Raw genomic sequence first — 17,928 nt, forward strand, 5'->3', positions numbered from 1 at the left:
GCCAAGGCCAGCCTGGAAGAGGCGATCAAACTCGACCCCAGTGCCCTGCAGGGCTCGGCGTATACCAGCCTGGGTACCTTGTATGACCAAGTGCCTGGCTGGCCTATCGGTTTTGGTGACAGCGAAAAGGCCGACACCTTGTTGCGCAAGGCGCTGCAAATCAACCCCAATGGTATCGACAGCAATTACTTCTGGGCCGATCATCTGTTCCGGCAAAAACGCTACGCGCAGGCCACTGCAGCGCTGGAGAAAGCCCGGCAGGCGCCGCCACGGCCGGGGCGCGAGCTGGCCGACCAGGGCCGGCGTGGCGATATCGATGCTTTACTCAAGGCCATCAAGGACAAACAGGACTGAACATGCGGCTGCTACTGGTTGAGGATGATACCGCTCTGGGTGAGGGGATCTGCGACGGGTTGCGCCAGGAGGGCTATACCCTCGACTGGTTGCGCGATGGCCTGAGCGGGCTGCATGCCCTGCAACACGAAGCATTCGACCTGGTGATCCTCGACCTCGGGCTGCCGCGGTTGGGTGGCATCGAGTTGCTGCGCCGGTTGAGGGCGGGGGGCGACAGCCTGCCGGTTCTGATCCTTACCGCGCGCGATGCAACCGAAGACCGCATCACTGGCCTAGATGCCGGCGCCGACGATTACCTGGTCAAGCCTTTCGACCTCAACGAGCTCAAGGCCCGCCTGCGCGCCTTGCTCAGGCGCAGCGCCGGGCGGGCCACGGTGCTCATCGAGCACGCGGGCGTAAGCCTGGACCCCGCCACTCAGCAGGTGCACTACAACGGTGTGCCTGTGGTACTGACGCCCAAGGAGTATCGGCTGCTGCACGAGTTGCTGGCGCAACCGGGCAAGGTGTTCACCCGTGAGCGGCTGACCCAGCTGCTGTATGGCTGGGACGAGGAGCCTGAGAGCAATACGCTGGAGGTGAACATCTATCACCTGCGCAAGAAGCTGTTCAACGGCCTGATCCGCACGGTGCGCGGTATCGGTTATTTGGTCGAGGGCAAGCTATGAGCTCGCTGCGCCAGCGTACGCTGTGGCGGGTGATGGCGCTGATGCTGCTCGGCACCGGCTTGTTGGCGCTGTACAACTATCACGACAGCCGGCGCGAGATCAACGAAGTCTACGATGCCCACATGGCTCAGAATGCCCGGCTGTTGCAGGGGGTGATGAACCTGCCGGTGCAGGATGGCAACCGCGAAAAGCTTTATCGGGCGTTCAACGAGGCGCTGGGCAAGGCCGGACGCCATCGCGTGGGCCACCCCTATGAAAGCAAGCTGGCGTTCCAGGTATGGGGTGATGGAGCACGGCTGCTGGTGCACACGCCCAGTGCGCCGACGCTCGACCCACCGCCCACGGCCCCGGGCTTTTATGATTTCGCCAGCGGCGGCGAACAATGGCGCGGCTTCGTTCTACCGGTGCCCGAAAAGCAGTGGGTGATCTGGGTGGGTGAGCGCGACGATGTGCGTTACGACCTGATCGACCGCATCGTACGCCATACCCTGTTCCCGTTTCTGCTTGGCAGCCTGGGCCTGGCGCTGCTGGTCTGGGCAGCTATCGGCTGGGGATTGCGCCCGTTGCAGAACATGGCCGATGTGATTCGCGCGCGCCATGCCGACTCCCTCGAACCGCTGCAGCTGGTGCCGTTGCCGACCGAGCTCGAGCCCATGCAGGCGGCCATCAACCGCCTGCTGGCGCAGATCGAGGACCTGCTGCGGCGCGAGCATCGCTTCATTGCCGACGCCGCCCATGAGATGCGCACCCCGCTGGCGATCCTGCGCCTGCATGCGCAAAACGCCCAGGCCGCCAGTACCGATGCCGAGCGCCAGAAAGCCCTGGGCTTTCTGATTGGCGGCGTGGACCGGCTGACCCGGGTGGTCAACCAGTTGCTGACCCTCGCCCGCGTCGAGCCGCGCCTCGGTCAGCGTCCCACCACCCTTGTCGACCTGGGTGAAGTGGTCACCGATGTGCTGGCGGATCTCACGCCCTGGATACTGGATCGCGGCCTGGAGCCTTCGCTGGATATCAGTGAAGGTGACCATGGCCTGATGATCGATGCCGGTGCGCTGGGCATCGCCTTGCAGAACCTGGTTTCCAATGCAGTGGAGCATTCACCGCCGGGCGGGCGCATCACCGTATCACTCAGGCGCCTGGCCAATCGCTTCGAACTGGTTGTCGAAGATGAAGGGCCGGGTATCGACGAGGCGAATCTTGGGCGGGTGTTCGAGCGCTTCTATAGCCGCAACAGCCCCAATGGAGCAGGGCTTGGCCTCTCGATCGTGGCTACCATCGTCGAGCGGATGGGCGGGCAGGTACGCCTTGAAAACAGGGCCAGTGGCGGGCTGGCAGCTACCCTGACGTTTGCGTTGCAGTAAGCAGCCAGCCGAAGAGGCCGCAACCCAGCACAACCAGCCAGGGAGGCATCTTCCAGAACATCAGGGCCACGAGGGCGGTCAGCGCAAAAGCGAAGTCCGATGGCTTGGCAATGGCGCTCGTCCAGACCGGGTGGTACAAGGCGGCTAACAGCAGCCCCACTACGCCTGCGTTTACACCACCCAGCGCGGCCTGGCTACGAGCGCTGTGCCGCAGTTTTTGCCAAAAGGGCAATACGCCGATCACCAGCAGGAAGGAGGGGGTGAAAATGGCGAGAATGCAGACAATTGCGCCCACCCAGCCGGATGGCTGCACGCTCATGGACGCCCCCAGAAATGCCGCAAACGTGAAGAGGGGGCCGGGTACGGCCTGCGCCAAACCATAACCCGCCAGGAAGGTGTCATTGGCGACCCAGCCATTGGGTACTGTCGCCGACTGCAGCAGCGGCAGAACCACATGCCCGCCCCCGAAGACCAGTGAGCCTGCACTGTAGAAGGCGTTCACCATCGCCATGGCCTGCGACGGCCAGAAGTGGGCCATCAGCGGCAGGCCGAGCAACAGACCAAAGAACACTGTCAGCGCGATCAGGCCGGTTTTGCGGCTGACTGAAAACGGCAGTTTCTCCCCTGCTGGAGGCGGGGTGGACTTGAACAGCAGCAAGCCTGCGACGGCAGAACACACAATCACGCCTATCTGTCCCATTGCAGTGGGCCACACAAGCGCAGCGCAGGCGGCGAACAGGGCGATGGTCACGCGCGGAACATCGGTGCAAAGGCTGCGTGCCATGCCCCACACTGCCTGCGCGACAACAGCGACCGCGACGATCTTCAGGCCGTGCAGCAAACCACCAGGGACGGCACCTCCCCATGCCCAGATGCCCTGAGCAAACAGAACCAGGATGATGGCCGATGGCAATGTGAAGCCTGCCCACGCGGCCACAGCGCCCGCGAAACCAGCGCGTGAGAGGCCCAGGCCTATGCCGACCTGGCTGCTCGCCGGCCCGGGAAGCAGCTGGCACAGGGCGACCAGCTCGGCATAACTGCGTTCACTGAGCCATTGGCGGCGGGTTACCAACGCTTCGCGAAAGTAGCCCAGATGCGCAATGGGGCCACCGAAAGAGGTCAGCCCCAGGCGCAAGAACACCAGAAATACCGACCAGGCAGAGTCGCGAGAGGTCACGGCGCTGTTACTGCGTTCTGACAATGCAGGCTCCTTGAAGTATTGCCGTTGAGGTGCAAGAGGGTACGCAGATCAGAGCTTGCCTTCCGACCCGGTGTAACTGGCGCCTTGTACCTTGCCATTGGCATCGGCCAGGCATGACCATGGCGCTTGCGCGCCGGGTACCTGGATATTCACGCCGATGCCCGCTTCGCTGGGCAGCACTTCGATCACCGATAGCGTGTTGCGTGCGATGCCGGTTATTTTCGCGACCTCGTCCAGGCAGGCATTGCGGGCCTTGGCAGTGCCGGGCACCGCCGCGGCGTTGGCACCCTGATCTGCTGAGCTGGCCGCTGTGGCGAACAACAACAGCACAGCACCAGCCAGGTAGTTGCGCTTCATGACGGTGACCTCGGTCGATAGGGCAGAGAAGAGAATAGCCGGTCAGGCAGGTATTTTTCGAGAATCGCTGCTGCCCGGCTACGCTTGCCAGAGCAATGGCTTACAGGAGGTAGCATGAGCAATTTCCCAATCGTCGCCACTGTCTTATCGATGATATTGGGTTTATCCGTCACCCGCCTGCTTCTGGGCGCGCTGACCGTCTTCCGCATTCGCCGCAGCGCTGCCCCCGATTGGGTTGCCCTGGTCTGGGCGGTCATGCTCTTCACCACACAGATGGATTTCTGGTGGGCGGTCAATACGCTGCCGCAAATAAGGGCGACCTTCTCGTTCCAGGAATTTTTGCTGCTGGTGCTGCTGGCGCTTTCGCTGTTCGTTTCCTCGGCGCTGATGTTGCCCAGCCGGAGCGAGGACGAGCTCGAAGGGCTTCGCGTGTATTTTGAGCAGGATGGCCGATACGCGCTGCTGTTTCTGTCGGGCTATTACCTGCTTGGCTTCATCGTCAACGTTCTGTTGTTCGGCGTTTCGCCCATGGCGCTTTGGGGTGCCTTTGACGTGATCATGATCGTGATCCCGCTGTGTGTGTTTGCAGCCCGCTCGCGCAAGGCCTATGCCCTGCTGACCGTGGCATTCGTGCCGATCAATATTGCGGACCTGGTGATATCGCTACTGGCGTGACCGAGGGAAGGCCCCGGCTCATTCGGCCATGAACCCCGGCGGTGGCGGCGTCAGCTCGCCCAGCAGGCTTTTCAAACCGTCGCTCCATTGTTTGCGGATGTGGCTGTAGTAGGGGTCGTCTTGATGGATGCGCACCGGCTCTCTGGCCTGTAGGCTGTCCTTGCCATACACCAACAGGTCCAGTGGCATCCCGACCGACAGGTTGCTGCGGATGGTGGAGTCGAATGAGATCAAACCGCAGCGCAGTGCTTCGTCCAAGGGGGTGTCGTAGGTGAGGTTGCGGTCGAGAATCGGCCTGCCGTACTTGCTCTCGCCCAGCTGCAGGAAGGGTGTGTCTGGCGTTGCCTGGAAGAAGTTGCCTTGGGCGTAGACGTTGTAGATGCCCATGGCGCTGCCCGCGATCTGGCCGCCCACCGTGAACGAGGCGCTCAGGTCGATCTGGGCCGTCAGCTTGCTGCGGTCACGGGTAATGACTTCGCGAAGGGTTTCGGCCACCAGCACCGTTGCATCGTAGAGCGTGCCGACGTTCAGCAGGTGGGTGCCGGTGCCTCGGCTGCGTTGTTCAAGCAGGTTGACCACCGATTGCGAGGTGGCTAGGTTGCCGGCGGTCTGCAGGACGATCAGCCGGTCCCCCGGCACGCTGAAAACGAACAGCTTGCGAAACGTGGATATCTGGTCGATACCGGCATTGGTGCGTGAGTCGCAGATGAATACCAGCCCGTCCGCCAAGTGCATAGCGACGCAGTAGGTCATGCTGTCTACCTTGTTCCTGGAATGGAGCGGCCCCGCCGCGCATGGCACGACGGGGCCCGCTTGAGTTGCGCCAGGTGATTACTGGCGGTGTACGTGGACGCTTGCCTGCATGGATTCGACGCCGCCACCGCGGCGCACGCCCCGGACCGGGCAGGCGTCGAGGTAATCCAGGCCTACCGCCAGCTTCAGATGCCGTTCGGGCCGGGTGAGGCGGTTGGTGACGTCGAAGCTGTACCAGGCTTCATCGATCCAGGCTTCGGCCCAGGCGTGGCTGGCCAGGTGGGTTTCGTCTTCGGTACACAGGTAGCCCGACACGTAGCGTGCCGGGATGCCGAGGCTGCGGGCGCAGGCCAGGAACGCGTGGGTATGGTCCTGGCACACCCCGGCACCGCCGGCGAATGACTCACTCGCGGTGGTGCCCACGGAGGTAGCACCTGGGCTGTAGGGCATATGGTCGGCCAGGCCTTGCATAAGTGCGGTCAGCGCGCCCCGGTCGCGGCGCTCGCCGCACTGCTGGGCGGCGAAGGCCTTGAGTGCGTCACTGGCCTGGGTGAGGTGGCTGCTGCGCAGGAAAGGCAGGGGCGACTGGCCGCCGGCCTCGTGTTCGCAGTCCGGGTCGATTTCTACCTGGCCACTGGCGGTAAGGGCGAGGTGGCCATGGGGTTTTTCCAGGGTCAGTACGTGCAGGATATTGCCATACGGGTCGATCTGGCTGTTCACCTTGCAGGGCAGGTCCAGTTGCCATTCGAGGATGCGCTGACGCTCGCTGCTGCGCGGTGTCAGGCGCAGGAACTGAATGCTGTTGCACACGTCACTGGCATAGCTGTAGGTGGTGTCGTGGCGGATGGACAGTTTCATACGACCTCCAGATAGGAATTGTGGACGGTCTGGCCCAGTTGGTGGATGCGGCCGATGAAGTCGGTCAGCCACAGGTGCAGCCCGGCTTCGAGAATCTCGTCGATGGCGGTGTAGCGCAGTCGCGCATTGAGTTCGGCAGCCATCCGTTGTGCAGGGCGGCCGGTAGTGCCAGGCAGACCGGCGAGTATCTGGTCGAGCTCGTCGATGCAGGCATGCAGCGAACGCGGCACGTCAACGCGCAGCAGCAACAGCTCCGACACCGGGCGTGCGCTGGGTGCATTGCGGTAGATTTCGTTGAACGCTTCGTAGGAGGTCAGTGCGCGCAACAAGGCGCTCCACTGGTAGTAACCCCTTGCAGAGTCGTCGCTGACTTCCTCGGAGGTTTCCCCGAACATTTCGTAGCGGGCATCGAGCAGGCGCAGGGTGTTGTCCGCCCGCTCCAGGAAGGTCCCAAGGCGAATGAAACTGTAGGCATCGTTGCGCATGATGGTGCCGGAGGTCGCGCCGCGGAACAGGTGGGAGCGTTCCTTGACCCAGTCGCAGAACTGGCTGATGCCATAGCGCCCAAGGCCATTGCTGGCAATGTTGCGCATTTCGATCCAGGTGGCGTTGATGTTTTCCCACATGTCGGCGGTTATTCGCCCACGCACTGCATGCGCGTTGGTGCGCGCAGCCTGCAGGCAGCAATAGATGCTGCTGGGGTTGTTCGCGTCCAGCGCAAAGAAGTGCAGCATGCGCTCGGTGTCCAGCTCGGAGTGCTTGCGGATGTAATCGTCCAGCGTACCGGAGGCCAGCAGCGACATGGCAAGCTCCGCGTGGCCATCGGAGCGGCCGGCTTGCGGCATCAGCGACAGCGAGTAGCTGACCTCGAGCATGCGCGCGAGGTTTTCGGCGCGCTCCAGGTAGCGGGACATCCAGTACAGGTCGGAAGCGGTTCTCGAAAGCATGGCTCAGTCCTCCACCACCCAGGTGTCCTTGGTGCCGCCGCCCTGCGACGAGTTGACCACCAGCGAGCCTTCCTGCAGGGCAACGCGGGTCAGGCCGCCGGGCACCAGGCGCGTTTCGCTGCCTGACAGTACAAACGGGCGCAGGTCGATGTGGCGCGGCGCGATGCCGCTTTCAACGAAGGTCGGGCAGGTGGACAGGCACAGCGTGGGCTGGGCGATGTAGGCGTGCGGGCGCGCCTTGATGCGGGCGCGGAAATCCTCGATCTGCGCAGCGGTTGCGGCGGGGCCGACCAGCATGCCGTAGCCGCCGGAACCTTGGGTTTCCTTGACCACCAGCTCGGGCAGGTGCGCCAGGACGTGGGACAGGTCCTGCGGCTTGCGGCATTGCCAGGTGGGCACGTTCTTCAGGATCGGCTCCTCGCTCAGGTAAAAGCGGATCATCTCGTCAACGTAGGGGTAGATCGACTTGTCGTCGGCAACGCCTGTACCCACCGCGTTGGCCAGCACCACGTTGCCTGCCCGGTACACCGAGATCAGCCCAGGTACGCCCAGCATCGAATCAGGGTTGAACGACAGCGGGTCGAGGTATTCGTCATCCAGGCGGCGGTAGATCACGTCCACTTGCTGCGGGCCTGCGGTGGTGCGCATGTAGAGGTGGTCGTTGCGCACGAACAGGTCGGCGCCTTCGACCAGCTCGATGCCCATCTCCCGCGCCAGGAACGCATGCTCGAAGTAGGCGCTGTTGAAGCGCCCCGGGGTAAGCACCACGGCGGTCGGGTTGTCCAGCGGGCTGGCACTCTTGAGTGTGTCGAGCAGCAGGTTGGGGTAGTGGTCGATCGGGGCGATGCGCTGGGCGGCGAACAGTTCGGGGAACAGGCGCATCATCATCTTGCGGTCTTCGAGCATATAGCTGACGCCGCTGGGCGTGCGCAGGTTGTCTTCCAGTACGTAATACGTACCATCACTGTCACGTACCAGATCGACACCGGCGATATGCGCGTACAGCCCCCGGTGCAGGTTCAGGCCTTGCATGGCGACCTGGTAACCCTCGTTGGCCAGCACTTGCTCGGGCGGAATGATGCCTGCCTTGAGAATGCGCTGATCGTGGTAGATGTCCTGGAGGAACAGGTTCAGCGCCTGAACCCGCTGAATACACCCGCGTTCGACGATGCGCCATTCGCTGGCGCGGATGCTGCGCGGGATGATGTCGAAGGGGATCAACCGCTCGGTGTCCTGCTGGTCACCGTACAGGGTGAAGGTGATACCGGCCCGGTGGAACAGCAGGTCGGCTTCGTGCCGGCGTTGTTCCAACAGTTCCAGCGGTGTGTTCGCCAGCCAGCGGGCGAACTCCTGATAGTGCGGGCGGCAACTTCCGTTTGCCTCATACATTTCGTTGAAAAAAGCCCGGGACATACCCACTCCTTGCCACGACTCGTCGGCAGTTTCGTTTCTCGCTTGCCAAGCGATCCACTGGAGCTTTGCAATGACAATGCCGGAACGGGCAGGGCGCAAGGGGCAGGAAGAAAAATGGCTCTGAAAGAGCGAGAGAGCGCTTTTTGATATCAATAAAACGACGGAATCAGGCGAGTTGTCGGAGATTTGCGTAGATCAGCCGCGGCGAAGGCAGGGGCTCACTGCATCAAATGGGTGCAGGACTTGGCTTGGTGAAAAAGTCGAACCAAATCAGGGCAAGCGATGAGTACGTAAGGACCCTGGCCAGCCGTGCCATCAGGCGGCGGCATGCACATGGTCGACGATCGTCACCCGGTTACGGCCCGATGCCTTGGCACGGTACATGGCCTTGTCGGCGCTGCTGAGCAACGCATCGAGTTCACTGGCGGGTGCTTTGGCGAAGGCCAGGCCTATGCTGGCGGTAACCGCGAATTGCGTGTCGACGTTCAGCATTGCGATCAGGGCCCGCAGGCGCTCGGCAATCTCGCTGGCAGTGACCAGAGGCGTATCGGGCAGCAGGATGGCGAACTCCTCGCCGCCCAGCCTGCCGGCGATGTCGTCGTCACGCAGGCTGGCGCTGATGGCTGCACCGATCCGTTGCAGCACCTGGTCGCCCGCCGCATGCCCGGCGGTATCGTTGATCTGTTTGAAATGATCGACGTCCAGCATCAGCACGGCTACATACGTGTGCCCCTCCTTGCACAAGGTGTGCTGCGCCAAGGCACAGTCAAAAAAGGCACGGCGATTGTTCAGACCGGTCAGTTCGTCCGTGCACGAGGCCACGATGGCAAGCCGGTGTGCGCGTTCCATTTCGTGCTTCAGGCGCCAGGCGGTCACCAGCGCTGAAGACAGGCTGTTCGTCGCATTGACGACGAACGAAGCGAACACCAGCACCGCCAGAGCGATCCCCTGCTGCAGCGCGGATGGCTGCAGCAGCAGCCAGCCGGTGCTGGGCAGCAGCACCAAAGCGATCGATACCAGGGTCATGTTGCGGTACGAGGAGTAACACGAGACTGCGCTGACAGACATGCCCACGGCAAACAGCATGATCAATGCCTGCCCCAGCAGGTCGTCGGCAGGCATCACAGCCAGTGCGCCCAAGCCCCAGACTGCCGCCGACAGCGCCAGGGTGGCCCAGTAGCGCCACTCCCAGCGTTCGGCCGTGCGCTGGTTGGCCGGTGCCCGCAGATAGGCGACGAACATGGCGGTGCGCAGGGCCGTCGACAGGCTCAATACCGTCATCCAGGCGGCCACTTTTTGCTGGTCGAAACGCTCCCAGCCCAACCAGCACAGCATTGCGGCAGCCAGGAAGCTGCCAAGCACAGCGGGCGCCGACTGGACGAACAGCTGGTGCAGGCGGTCCGTCCTTACACAGTGCGCTATTTCATCGCCAGGATTGAGCTCTGTCATGGCATTCGCCGCAATTCGTGATCGGTGGCGCATTGTGGCACTTTGCCTGCGCCCTGGAAAAGCGTTCTGGCGTTCACGCGGGATGCCCTCTGTTGTTGGCGTCAGTGCATACCCATTGGCAGCGCTTGTCTTGCCTGCCTCTTGTCGGGCCGTATGGGCAACATGGCAGACTGTAGCTGCTTTCCCACTGGATGCTCGAAACCAGTGCAGTGCGTGACGGGCCGATCCTCGACGATGCAGCCGTTGTCCAGCAGCACGACCCGCTGGCAGAAGTACTGCACCAGGCTCAGGTCATGGCTGATCAGCACGAACGCGGTGCCGCTGCGCTGGCGTAACGCCTCCAGCTGCTGCAGGAGCTGTAACTGCAATACCCGATCCAGGTTCGACAACGCTTCGTCGAGCACCACCAGTTGCGGCGAGACGGCCAGCGCCCGGGCGATGTTGGCACGCTGCAACTGGCCGCCACTCAACTGCTGCGGCAGGCGCTGGGCATGCTCGGCGCGCAGGCCCATTGCCTCCAGCAGTTCAAGGGTGCGAGCTTGTCGGCCGGCTTCATCCAGGTCGGTGAGGTGGCGCAACGGCTCGGCGATGCTCCAGCCGATGCTGCGCTGGGGGTTGAAGGCGCCGGGGGCGTCCTGGAACACCAGTTGCACGGTGCGCTGGAAGTCGCGCGCCTGCTCACCTCTTAGCTGGCTGACATCCTGCCCGGCAAAGCTCACCTGGCCCTGGGTGGGTTTTTCCAGCCCGAGCAGCAGCCGCGCCAGGGTGCTTTTGCCGCTGCCACTGCTGCCTAGCAGGCCGATGGACTCACCTGCGTGCAGGTGCAGGTCGATACTGTCGAGCACCTGCAGCCAGCCCCGTTTGCGCAACAGCCCCCCGGTGCGATAGCGATGGCCAACGTTGTGGGCGTGCAGCAGGCTCATGGTTGGCTCCGGCAAAGTATCTGGTGGGCGTGGAGGAGGGTGCGGGCAGCGGCGCTGGCAGGGTTCTGGAAAAGCTCATGGACCGGCTGGCATTCGACGATGCGGCCGGCTTCCATCACCGCGACCTGGTCTGCGCAGCGCGCCACCACGCCCATGTCGTGAGTCACCAGCAACACCCCCAGCCCATGCACCTGCACCAGTTCCATCAGCAGGTCGAGAAAACGCGCCTGGCTCAGGGCATCGAGGTCACTTGTGGGTTCATCAGCCAAGAGGAACGGGGTTTCGGCCATGAGCGCCAGGGCGATCATCATCCGTTGCAGCATGCCCCCGCTGAGCTGAAAGGCGAACGCTTGCAGCACACGCTCACGGTCTGCCAGGCCCACCGCATCCAGGCAGTGGGCCATCCGCGCACGGGCTGCTGCACCGGTGACGCCGCGCTGCCTGAGCGTCTCCAGGCCGTGGCTGGCCATATTGCGCACCGGGTTGAAGGCGCTGCGCGGGTTTTGCAGTACCAGGCTGGCCAGGCGGCCACGGACACTGCTTGCAGCCAGCGGCTGGCCGTCGAGCAGCAGTTGCCCGTGGGTACGGGTAAGGCCTGGCGGCAGCAGGTCGAGCACACCCAGGCAACTGAGGGATTTGCCCGAGCCACTGGCACCGACCAACGTGCAGACTTCGCCGCGGCGCAGTTGCAAGTCAACGCCGTGCACCAGCACGCCGGCCTGAGCCTCGATGCGCAAGCCGCGGATTTCAAGTACCGAGGGGTTCATTCAATGGCGCTCCTGTGTGGGGTCGAGGCGGTCGCGCAGCGCATCGCCCAGCAGGTTGAAGGCCATCACCGAGAAGAAGATCATCAGCCCTGGCAACAGCAGCAGTTGCGGGTGCGTCCAGATGAATTCCTTGGCGTCGTTGATCATCACGCCCCATTCGGCGGTGGGCGGCGCCACCCCGAGGCCAAGGAACGACAGGCCGGAGACGTGCAGCATCATGTGGCCGATGTCCATGGTCGCCAGCACCAGCAATGGGCCGGCGATATTGGGCAGCACATGCTGGCGCAGCCGCGCCCAGCGTGAAGCGCCGGCCAGGCGTGAAGCCAGCACGTATTCGCGGCCGCGCTGGGCAATCACCAGGCCGCGCACCATGCGCGCATACCAGGCCCAGTGGGACAGGGCGATGGCGATAATCACGTTGCTAAGGCCGGTGCCCAGCAAGGTGACGAAGAAGAATGCCAGTACCAGCGTGGGGAAGGTCATGAACATGTCGCACAGGCGCATAAGCAACAGGTCGGTGCGCCCGCCGACGAACCCGGCCACGCCGCCGACCGCGAGCCCAAGCGCCAGCACCAGCGCCAGGGTCAGCATCACGCTGCCCAAGGACAGGCGCGTGCCGACGATCAGCCGCGAAAGCAGGTCGCGCCCGAGGTGGTCGGTGCCCAGCCAGTGGCTGGCGTCGGGCGCCTGCAGGCGCTGGCCGAGGTCGACCAGGTCGGGGTCATGCGGGGCAATCCAATGGCCGAACAGCGCCAGCGATGCCAGCAGGCCGACCAGGGCCAGGCCGATCATCAGGCTGGGGCGGCGCAGCAGCAATGGCTGGCGCAGGGCAGACTGCACACTCATGCGTTCACCCCTTCCAGCCGGCTGCGAGGATCAAGCCAGGCGTAGCAGACATCGACGATCAGGTTGCAGACCATCAGCAGACCGGTCAGTAGCAGGGTGAAGCACTGCATCACCGGGAAGTCGCGGTTCAGCACTGCAGACACCGCAAAACGGCCAACGCCGGGCCAGGCGAAGATGGTCTCGATCACCAGTGCGCCACCGATCAGTTCGCCGATGTGCATGCCGGTGGCCGTCACCAGCGGCAACCAGGCATTGCGCAGGATATGGTCGCGCCAGACGTGCCGTTCGGGCAGGCCGCGGGCACGGGCATAGGTGACGTGGCGCTGCCCGCCGGCTTCCAGCAGGCTGGCACGCAGCAGGCGGGCGTTGATCGACATCGACATCAGGGCGATGGCCAGCACCGGCATAACCAGGTGCCCGGCCCCTCCACGCCCCAGCGGCGGCAGCCAGCCCAGCCACAGGGAAAACAGCGCGATCAGCAGAAACGCCAGCCAGAAATTGGGCATGGACACCCCCAGGAACGTCACTGCCCGCACGGCGTGGTCGGGCCAGCGCCCTTGCCAGCGGGCCGCCAACAGCCCCAAGGGGATCGACAGCAGCAGCGTGCAGGCCAACGCCAGGCCGCCGAGTTGCAGGGTGGCGGGCAGGTAGTAGAGCAGGTCATCAAGCACTGGGCGGCCGGTGATATAGGAGATGCCGAAGTCCAGATGCACGGCGTTCCACAGCCAACTCAGGTATTGCGCATACAGCGGGCGATCCAGCCCCAGGGTATGGCGCACCTCGGCGATGGCTGCGTCGGTCGGTGGGATGTGCGAAAGCCGGAGGTAGTCCAGCGCGGGGTCGGTGCTGCCCAGGTGCAGCAGCACGAACACCAGCAACGAAACGCCAAGCATGACCGGTACAAGCAGCGCCAGGCGCAACAGGATGTAGCGCAACATGTCAGTCTTCCTGTTTGGGTGTCATGGTTTCGAACGGCACATCGAACAACGTGCTGCCGAACTGGACCTTGGCCACCGAGCCTCGGCGCACGCTGATGGCCGTGAGATGCGAGATGGGCAGGTAGACGGCCTGTTCGTGCAGGGTGGTGAGGATGAAGCGGTACTGCTCGGCACGCTGCTGCTCATCCGTGCTGGCCAGCACCTGGCCTATGCGCTTGTCCAGTTCGTCCTTGATTGCCAACCCACGCTGGGCCATGTAGTCGGCATGGCCGGCGTAGCGCATGGAACTGACGAACGAATGCGGGTCGTAGGGCGTACCCCAGGTGTCAGCGAAGATCATGCCGAAGTCGCCGTCGCGCTGGCGCCGCACCAGCGCCCCTTCCTCAACCGCACGCAGGTCGATGCGGATGCCGATTTTCGCCAGCTCGCCCTGCAGCACTTCGGCCAGGCTCTTCTGCAAGGCGCTGGTGCCGAGGAACACCAGCTCGATGGCCAATGGTTCGCCGCCTTTGCTGCGCACTGAAGCGCCTGGCGCCAGCGCCCACCCGGCAGCTTCGAGGCTGCGGGCGGCGAGCGCAGGGTCATACGGGTAGGGCTTGAGGCCGATATCGGCGTAGGGCATGTTGCTGGCGAACAGGGTGTCTGCGCGGGGCTCAAGGCCGTAGAGGATCTTGTCGATGATGGCTTGCTTGTCCACCGCCTCGTTGATCGCCTGGCGTACCGCCAGATCACGGGTAGCGCCACGGCCGGTGTTCATCGCCAGGGTGCGGGTGGCCAGCGGTGCCGACAGTGCGGTGGCAAAGCCCTGGTCACGCAGGCGTACGAACGTGCCGGCCGTGATTTCGCCGGCAGCGCCCTGGATCAGCTCGACTTCGCCGGCCTGCAGGGCCAGTGCGCGGCTGTTGGGGTCTGGGATGACCTTGACCATGACCTCGCCGTAGGCCGGCTTTGGCCCCCAATAATGAGGGTTGCGCACGAAGCGGTCGTATTCGCCCAGGCGCGATTCGGCGCGCATCCACGGGCCGGTACCGGCGGGTTGGCCGGGTTTAGCCTGAGGCGAGGCAAAGCGTAAGGGGCGAACCTGGGCCAGTTCCATCAGCGTCGGGTAGTAGGGGTGCTTGAGGACCAGGCGCAGGGTCAGGCGTTCAGGTGCTTCAACGTGGTCCAGGGTGGTCACCAGCTCCATCCAGCGGTGGCGCTGAGCGTTGGCCAGCACTGCATCGAGGTTGGCTTTGGCCGCAGGCGCGTCGAACGGTGTGCCATCACTGAAGCGCACGCCGTCACGAAGCGTGAACGTGTAGGTCTTGCCGTCATCGGAAACCTGCCAGGCCTCAGCCAGCCAAGGCTCCAGCGTACCCGCAGCGGTATAGCGCACCAGGGGTTCATAGACCATGGCCTGGGCGTACATCTGGTTCGGGGAGTAGCCACGCGGGTCGAGCGGCCCGGCATTCACAGGCCATGAGTACACCAGCCTTGGCCCTTGCTCGGCGGCGCTGCTGGCCGGCGCAACAGTGCACGCAGCTAGAAAAAGGATGCCCCATAGGGCGGGCTTTCGTTTACCTGGCTGCTGCTTCACACTGCGTTCCCCACTTTCACGGAGGCCGTAGGCTAAAGCGCGGTGGGTATGATGTCTACGTGAAATCATCTTACCGGAAGTTACAGAATGCAACGAATCACCATCACGCTGGATGAAGAGCTGCTCGACGTCATCGATCGGCGGGTGGCGAGCCAAGGCTACCAGGGCCGTTCGGAGGCCATTCGCGACCTGTTGCGTGCGGGCATGCGCGAGTCTGAAGCATTGCCGGACGATGCCGCCTGCGTGGCCGTGGTCAGCTACCTGTACGACCACAGCACCCGCGAACTGCCCAGGCGGCTCAACCAGACCCTGCATGCCCACCACGATCTGACCCGGTCCACCCTGCACGTGCACCTGGACGCCGGCCACTGCCTGGAGGTCTCGGTGCTGCAGGGCGAAAGCGGCCGCATTGGCGAGTTGTCTCGCCAATTGATGGTCGAGCGTGGGGTGGAGCATGGCCAGGTGCAGGTGATGCCGGCGCCGGGGCATGCGAAGGTGCGCTGAGGGTCCGGATCGTTGCCCCAGGGCCAATGACAGGCAGTCGGCGCCTCAGAGCAGGATGTAGTCGCTGTATTGACGCAGCCCGCCATGCGCACCTTCGATCAAGTGCACATAACGCCCGCCCACCAGTTCGACTGGCAGGCAATCGTCTACCTCAAGCACTGCATCGGTATGCGGCTTGAGCCAGCCTGCCTGCATGCGTTGCTTGCCCAGTTGCTTGGCCTGGGCCTTGTCCCTGGCCACTACCAGCAGGTAGCGGTGCGCCTCACCAAACACCTGCGGCTCGTAGCCGCCCAGGTTGATGAAGAACAGCCGCGGGTCATCCGCCCCTGGCGCCAGTTGGCTGAACGCGACACGGTAGCGATCGATACCGTCGACCTCCAGCCATGAGTCGATGTGCAGGCCTGCACGGCTGCCGAACCAGCCCTCGCGCAGTTGCGGGTACGCCTGCTGCAGTGAGTCCGCCTGTGCGAACAGCACGTCGTGTACCTCGATACTGGCTCGTGGGTGGCGGCCACCGAGCATGACTACGTACAGCATGAGCAATTCCTTCAGGTGGCGGAAGACGCCGTATTCTGCGGGTTATGGCGTCTGTCGACCACCGTCTCTTTAGGCGCCTTTACCTGGCGGCTCTGGCGCCGCATGCGACGCCAGGCCCATCAGTAACGCCACTGCACAGCGACTTCCAGGCTGCGCGGCTCACCCAGGTAGTACTGGGTATTGCTCTGGTGGATGAAGCGGGCGTAAACCTCGTCGGTGAGGTTGCGCAACCGTGCGCTGAGCTGTACATGCTTGTCCAGGTCGTGGGTCATGGACAGCCCGTATAGGGTGTAGGACGGCACCCAGGCGGTGTTGGCGGTATTGGCGTACACCGAGGCCACGTAGCGGGCGTCGGCACCCACTTGCCAGCCCGGCGCCAGGTCGTAGGTCAGCCAGAGGTTGGCCACGCGGTCGGGGATGTTCACCGGGTTCTTGCCCTTGCGCGAATACACCACACCGCCAATGGTCTCGTTGAACTCGTCGTACTCGGCATTCACCCAACTGAAGTTACCGGCCGCCAGCAGCTTGGGCGTGACCTTGAACGACGCCGCCAGCTCGATACCGGTGGAGGTCTGCTGGCCTGCCTGCTCGGTGGTGTTGGGCACGGTCGAAGAGGGCACCGAGATGTTCTTGCGCACGATGCGATAGGCCGCTGCGGTGGCCGAGCCGCGGCCGTCGAGGAAGTCGAACTTGCTGCCCACCTCGACCTGGCGGCCGGTGCTCAGGTCGAAGTCACCGACCTGGCTGATCGACGCACTGGTCAGCGTGCCTCCTGGTGGTTCGGCCGAGGTGCTGTACTGGGTATAGAGGCTGACGTGCGGGGTCAGGTCGTAGACCAGGCCCAGGCGACCAGTGACCGCGTCCCAGCGCCGGTCGAGTTTCGAGCGTGCGACATGGTCGACAACGTCGAAGTCGATGTGGTCGTAGCGCAAGGCGGTGATCAGCGACAACTGGTCGGTCAGGCGCGTGCGGTTCTCGACGAAGCCCGAGGAGGTGTCGGTGGTCGTGCTGCGGCCTTTGCTGCGCGGTGCGTCCATGCCGGGGATGTCGAGGAAGTCACCGGGCTCGAAGCCGTTCGGGTTGACGGTGTCGAAGGCCCCTTTGGACAGCGGGTAGTTGGTTTGCTGGTTGCGGTTGTAGTCAACGCCAAATGCCCAGTCGCTGGCCAGGCCGAACAGTTGGCCTTGGTGGGTCAGTTCCAGGCGGTTGCCATTGACCTCCTGGTCGTGACGTTGGCGGTAGCCCCCGGAGCGGGCAATGGCGCTGTTGTCGGCGTTGTAGCGGTACACCTCGAGGTTGCGGTAATCGCGCTGGCCGTCGTAGTGGTAGAACGTATTGCGCAACTGGGTGGTGTCGTCGAAACGATAGTCGGTGATCGAGCGCAGCCAGCGGGTGCGCTGCTCGTAGCGGCCGTCTTCGACGTTGTAGTTGTTGAAGCGGTTGCCTTTGTCAATGTGCAAGGTCCCTGTCAGCGGTTGCAACACTGGCGTACCCCAGTAGGGGCTGTCTTCCTTTTCTTCCAGGTATTCAAGTGCAAGGGTGTGCGACAACTGGTCGTTGATGTCACTGAGCAGCGAGAAGGCCAGGTTGCCGGCACCGTTCTCTTGGCGGTCGATATAGCCGTTGGTGTGGGTGCGGCTGTAGTCGAGCCGCGCATAGTGGCGTGGGCCGTCGCCACTGTTGAGCGCCTTGTTGAAGCCTACTGCGGTTTCCCAAGTGTCGTAGCGGCCATAGCTGACCCGGCCTTCGAAGGTGTCCTCATCGCGGTTGGCCAACTTGGTGATCACGTTGAGGCTGCCACCCA

19 protein-coding genes are annotated in these 17,928 nt (G+C 63.7%); 5 read left to right on the top strand and 14 right to left on the bottom strand.

From position 1 onward, the window contains the following. The 3 genes from BLX42_RS03870 to BLX42_RS03880 all read left to right on the top strand — a co-directional run. Positions 1 to 354 (top strand): tetratricopeptide repeat protein (locus BLX42_RS03870; RefSeq protein ID WP_371926614.1); only part of this gene is annotated, 354 nt, incomplete at its 5' end. 2 nt (positions 355 to 356) lie between these two features. Continuing rightward, positions 357 to 1,019 (top strand): response regulator, encoded by a 663-nt coding sequence (locus BLX42_RS03875; protein ID WP_046785834.1) that lies wholly within the window; start codon positions 357 to 359, stop codon positions 1,017 to 1,019. Continuing rightward, positions 1,016 to 2,380 (top strand): sensor histidine kinase, encoded by a 1,365-nt coding sequence (locus BLX42_RS03880; protein ID WP_046785835.1) that lies wholly within the window; start codon positions 1,016 to 1,018, stop codon positions 2,378 to 2,380. Before BLX42_RS03875 ends, BLX42_RS03880 begins: the two co-directional genes overlap by 4 nt. On the opposite strand, the gene chrA is transcribed toward BLX42_RS03880, so the two are convergent. Together chrA and BLX42_RS03890 are read right to left on the bottom strand one after the other, a co-directional pair. Next, the gene (gene chrA, locus BLX42_RS03885; protein WP_161871185.1) at positions 2,355 to 3,581 is read right to left on the bottom strand and encodes a chromate efflux transporter; all 1,227 of its coding nucleotides are present in this window, start codon (positions 3,579 to 3,581) and stop codon (positions 2,355 to 2,357) included. The genes BLX42_RS03880 and chrA overlap by 26 nt on opposite strands. Before the next feature lie 48 nt (positions 3,582 to 3,629). Further along, a complete protein-coding gene (locus tag BLX42_RS03890) occupies positions 3,630 to 3,938 on the bottom strand; it encodes a hypothetical protein (protein ID WP_161871186.1) in 309 nt (102 codons plus the stop codon). A 114-nt stretch (positions 3,939 to 4,052) separates the two neighbouring features. Between BLX42_RS03890 and BLX42_RS03895 the strand changes: the two genes are divergently transcribed. Further along, complete coding sequence (locus BLX42_RS03895) at positions 4,053 to 4,613, top strand: hypothetical protein (RefSeq protein WP_046785837.1); 561 nt, start codon at positions 4,053 to 4,055, stop codon at positions 4,611 to 4,613. A gap of 18 nt (positions 4,614 to 4,631) precedes the next feature. Here BLX42_RS03895 and BLX42_RS03900 read toward each other — a convergent pair whose 3' ends face one another. The 10 genes from BLX42_RS03900 to nikA all read right to left on the bottom strand — a co-directional run bounded on the left by BLX42_RS03900 (position 4,632) and on the right by nikA (position 15,083). Beyond that, the gene (locus BLX42_RS03900; protein WP_115274544.1) at positions 4,632 to 5,366 is read right to left on the bottom strand and encodes a peptidase; all 735 of its coding nucleotides are present in this window, start codon (positions 5,364 to 5,366) and stop codon (positions 4,632 to 4,634) included. 78 nt (positions 5,367 to 5,444) lie between these two features. Further along, a complete protein-coding gene (locus BLX42_RS03905) occupies positions 5,445 to 6,224 on the bottom strand; it encodes a transglutaminase family protein (protein WP_115274545.1) in 780 nt (259 codons plus the stop codon). Beyond that, the gene (locus tag BLX42_RS03910; protein WP_161871187.1) at positions 6,221 to 7,171 is read right to left on the bottom strand and encodes an alpha-E domain-containing protein; all 951 of its coding nucleotides are present in this window, start codon (positions 7,169 to 7,171) and stop codon (positions 6,221 to 6,223) included. Before BLX42_RS03910 ends, BLX42_RS03905 begins: the two co-directional genes overlap by 4 nt. A 3-nt stretch (positions 7,172 to 7,174) precedes the next feature. After that, a complete protein-coding gene (locus BLX42_RS03915) occupies positions 7,175 to 8,584 on the bottom strand; it encodes a circularly permuted type 2 ATP-grasp protein (protein WP_012314860.1) in 1,410 nt (469 codons plus the stop codon). Positions 8,585 to 8,899: 315 nt separating this feature from the next. Then, a complete protein-coding gene (locus BLX42_RS03920) occupies positions 8,900 to 9,946 on the bottom strand; it encodes a diguanylate cyclase (RefSeq protein WP_125923818.1) in 1,047 nt (348 codons plus the stop codon). Between the two features lie 188 nt (positions 9,947 to 10,134). After that, positions 10,135 to 10,956 (bottom strand): nickel import ATP-binding protein NikE, encoded by an 822-nt coding sequence (nikE, locus tag BLX42_RS03925; RefSeq protein ID WP_161871188.1) that lies wholly within the window; start codon positions 10,954 to 10,956, stop codon positions 10,135 to 10,137. After that, positions 10,953 to 11,723 carry a nickel import ATP-binding protein NikD gene (gene nikD / locus BLX42_RS03930; RefSeq protein WP_046785842.1) on the bottom strand — a complete coding sequence of 257 codons (771 nt, stop codon included), beginning with the start codon at positions 11,721 to 11,723 and terminating at the stop codon, positions 10,953 to 10,955. The genes nikE and nikD overlap by 4 nt, the downstream gene beginning before the upstream one ends. Then, positions 11,724 to 12,569, bottom strand: a complete 846-nt coding sequence (gene nikC / locus BLX42_RS03935) for a nickel ABC transporter permease subunit NikC (RefSeq protein WP_161871189.1) — start codon at positions 12,567 to 12,569, stop codon at positions 11,724 to 11,726. Next, on the bottom strand, positions 12,566 to 13,507 hold the full coding sequence (gene nikB, locus BLX42_RS03940; protein WP_046785844.1) for a nickel ABC transporter permease subunit NikB: 942 nt from the start codon (positions 13,505 to 13,507) through the stop codon (positions 12,566 to 12,568). Before nikB ends, nikC begins: the two co-directional genes overlap by 4 nt. A gap of 1 nt (position 13,508) precedes the next feature. Beyond that, positions 13,509 to 15,083: a nickel ABC transporter substrate-binding protein gene (nikA, locus tag BLX42_RS03945; protein WP_161871190.1), complete on the bottom strand. Its 1,575-nt coding sequence runs from the start codon at positions 15,081 to 15,083 to the stop codon at positions 13,509 to 13,511. An 87-nt stretch (positions 15,084 to 15,170) separates the two neighbouring features. Here nikA and nikR point away from each other — a divergent pair, with 87 nt between their 5' ends. Beyond that, positions 15,171 to 15,587, top strand: a complete 417-nt coding sequence (nikR, locus tag BLX42_RS03950) for a nickel-responsive transcriptional regulator NikR (RefSeq protein WP_115274551.1) — start codon at positions 15,171 to 15,173, stop codon at positions 15,585 to 15,587. A 45-nt stretch (positions 15,588 to 15,632) separates the two neighbouring features. Here the strand turns inward: nikR and BLX42_RS03955 are convergent, their stop codons facing one another. Together BLX42_RS03955 and BLX42_RS03960 are read right to left on the bottom strand one after the other, a co-directional pair. Continuing rightward, the gene (locus BLX42_RS03955; protein WP_161871191.1) at positions 15,633 to 16,124 is read right to left on the bottom strand and encodes a DUF1543 domain-containing protein; all 492 of its coding nucleotides are present in this window, start codon (positions 16,122 to 16,124) and stop codon (positions 15,633 to 15,635) included. 119 nt (positions 16,125 to 16,243) lie between these two features. Further along, on the bottom strand, positions 16,244 to 17,928 hold a 1,685-nt coding region (locus BLX42_RS03960; protein WP_161871192.1), incomplete at its 5' end, for a TonB-dependent siderophore receptor.

The organism is Pseudomonas sp. SG-MS2 (assembly GCF_009933855.1).
GTDB classification, from domain to species: domain Bacteria; phylum Pseudomonadota; class Gammaproteobacteria; order Pseudomonadales; family Pseudomonadaceae; genus Aquipseudomonas; species Aquipseudomonas putida_E.